General features: G+C 70.0%; 2 protein-coding genes. Both read left to right on the top strand.

Annotated elements, in window-relative coordinates:
* Window positions 1-474: DUF1799 domain-containing protein (locus tag AC3XYG_RS03905; RefSeq protein WP_489138500.1), on the top strand; the 474-nt coding region annotated here is incomplete at its 5' end.
* The coding region (locus AC3XYG_RS03910) for a tape measure protein (RefSeq protein WP_489138501.1) at window positions 471-3,248 on the top strand (2,778 nt) is incomplete at its 3' end. The genes AC3XYG_RS03905 and AC3XYG_RS03910, both read left to right, overlap by 4 nt.

The raw sequence follows: 3,248 nt of genomic DNA on the forward strand, positions 1-3,248 counted from the left end.
CGACCAGGTGCTCAATCATCCGATCGCGCGACGCGGCCTGATCGACACGTATTTCGACGGAATCACGGCGGCCCGAAAGGGAAACTGACCGAGGCCGCGCGTCGATGGGCGGGCGGCCGACCCGGCGGCGCCGAGGGCGAGCCAGAGGCCATCAAAGACCTCCGGCGCTTCGGCGCCAGCCAAGACGACATCGCCGAGGCGAGACGACGCCTCGGTCTCCACTCCAGCAGCAACGATCTCGGCATCTGGCCCGAGAACTGGGATGCGGTCATGGCCTGGGGCCAGGTCTGCACCCAATGGAAGACCGGCTCGGTCTCCGGCGGCATGGCCGCCGGCCGGCTCTTCTACATCGGGCTGGACTACACCGCCGCCATGGCCGGCCTCGAAGGCGCCAGCATTGAGATCACCCCCGAACTTTGGGCCGCGCTCCGGATCATGGAGGGCGCGGCGATTGAGGAGCTGAACCGCCGATGACCTTGAAGATCGCCATGCGGATCGATGTGGAGGCCGACGCCGCTGAAAAGCGCGTGCGCGACTTCTCGCAGACGGTCGCGGGCATCGGCAAGGCGGTGCCGGCGAACAGCGCCGCGGCGGCGATCGACGACATCGGCGACGCGGCCCAGGACGCGGCCGGCGATGCCAAGGCCCTGGCGTCGGCCGAGCGGGAGGCCGGCGCCGCGGCCTCTATCATGGCGCGGCAGGCGGCAGCCGCTGCCAACGACGCCGGCGACCTCGGGCAGAAATCGGGTGCCGCCGGCCGGCAGGTTCGCGACCTGGGCGCCGCATCGCGGACCGCAGCCGGCGGAGCGTCTTCGTTCGGTGCCCAGGCTCAGGCATCGGCGGCCGGCGTCCGCCAGCTCGGCGCTGCAGCGCGGGAGGCCGCTGGCGACGTCGCCGCCTTGGAGCGCCAGGCCGCGAACAGCAATGGCGTCGTCACCGCGCTGACGGGCTCGTTCGGCGGCCTCAAGGGCATGCTGGCGGCGCTCGGCATCGGCATCACGGTCCAGCAGCTTACCCAGATGGCCGACGGCTGGACCATGGTCGGCAACCGGATAAAGTTGGTCGCCGCCAACGAAAACGATGTCGGCCGCCTGCGCCTGGCTGTCTTCGGTCTGGCGCAGGAAACCCGCAGTGCGATCGGCTCGACTGCGGACCTCTATGCCGGCATCGCGCGGGCTGCCCAGACCCTGAAGCTGTCCGAGGGCTCTTTGCTCTCGGTCACCCGCACGATCAACCAGGGCTTCCGGATCTCGGGCGGATCGCAGGCATCGTCGGATGCTGCGGTAATCCAGCTGCTGCAGGGCATCCAGTCCGGTGTCCTCCGTGGTGAAGAATTCAACTCGGTGATGGAACAGGCACCGCGCTTGGCGCAGGCCCTGGCAGAGGCACTGGGCAAGACTCGCGGCGAGCTGCGGGCCTTGGCCAATGACGGCCAGTTGTCGGCCGAGACGGTGGTCAAGGCGCTGCTGTCACAGGCGGAGGCGATCGACACCGAGTACAACCGCTTGCAGGCGGCCATCGGTGAAGGCTGGACCGTCCTGATGAACGGCGCGGAGCGCTGGGTCGGACAAGCCGGCGAGGCCACCGGCGCCAGTGCCCTGCTGGCAAATACCCTGATCGCGCTTGGTGGTAATTTCGAGATCGTCGGAGCAGCCGTGGCAGCTCTTGCGGTCGGCGGTTTGGTGCGGCTCGCTTTGGGAATTCGGAGCACCATCGTTAGCTTGCTGGAGCAGCGAGCGGCGGCGGCGGCGGCGGCGGCAACGCAGGCTAACGTTGCGGCGACCCAGGCCGCCTATCAGCACGCAACGGCCGACGTCGCGGCGGCACGTGCTGCTCTGCAGCGTCGCGCTGCGATCGGAGCCTCCACTGCAGCGCTCGCCGAGTTGCGAGTTGCCGACATCGCGGCGTCGAGCGCTGCCGAGGCAAACACAGTCGCCACCACGGCCAATGCTGCGGCCCAGGCTCGGCGTGGTGCAGGAGCCCTTGTCGCCGGAGGCGCGTCCCGCGTGCTGTCTTTGGCCGGTGGCTGGCCAGGCGTTGCGGCCATGGCCGCAGTGGCGGGCGTCACGCTGCTGGCAGGAACACAGGATGCCGGCGAGCGGTCTGCTGCGTCCTACTCGCGCGCCATGGAGCTTGCCGCCAAGTCGATCGATTTCATTCCGCGGGCGGCCGACGATGCCAGCAGGTCGGTGACCAGGCTCGGCGCCGATATGCTGGGTGCCACCGAAGCCGCAGCGCGGCAGAGCGCCCAGAACGCGGCCCGGGCGATCGACACCATTCGGTCGAGCATCGCCGGCGCGGCAGGCAAGGCCAGTGTCTCCGCCGGCGGCTCGCTGCTGGACCGGCTGTTCGGCAATGAGGCCGGGCAGCAATTCACAGCGTTCGCCAACGACATCGAGCGCTCGACGCCGCGGACGGTCGCCGACCTGGACGCCACGGTCGACCAGTTGAACCGGATGCGCAGCCAGGCCGAAGCGCTTGGGGCCGGCGGCGTGGTCCACCGCATTGACGTGTTCACCACGGCGCTGCTGGATCAGCGTTCGGCACTGGCCGAGGAAGAGAACCGCCTCACCAACGCCAACCTGGTCCTCTCCGAGACCGAGAAGCGCCAGCGGGCCGCCGCCAGCGGGGCCGCCGATTTCAACCAGGCGCTGCGCGAACAGCGCGACTTGATGAACCGCGCCACCGGCAATGATCCTGCGGTGCGGCGCGGGATTGCGACGGCCGCGGCACCACAGCAGTCCGCCGCCGGCGGCGCCGCGACGGCGCTGTCGGACGGCGGCTTGGCCGGCCTGGCACGTTTCCGGGCCGAACAGAAGCTGACGGCCGATTCCACCAGCGCCGCCGAGAAGATATTCAAGGCGTATCAGGAGGCGCAGGGCGCGACCGGCGAGAAGGCGTTGTCGCTGGCCGATGGCCTCAAATCCCAGAACGCCCAACTCCGCGCAGCGGCGGAGCTGGCGCAGGAAGCCGGCCGGGCGACGGCGACGCTGAACGCCGAGACCGAGCGCCGGGAGCGCCTGGCCAAGCTGGACCAGGACAACCGCGACCTGGAGGCATCGCTGGCAGCCTGGCGCGCGCTTCCCACCGGCGTGCGGGACTACACCCGCGCGGTGGAGGAGGCGACGGTGTCAAGCCGGGCGGCCGGCGTCGCGCGTGATCTCGGCCGGGGCGATGATCCGGCCGTCATCGACGCGATCACGACGAAGCTGCGGGAGCGGCTGGGTCTGGAGCGGCAGATCAAGGAG

This window comes from Inquilinus sp. (assembly GCF_057815775.1).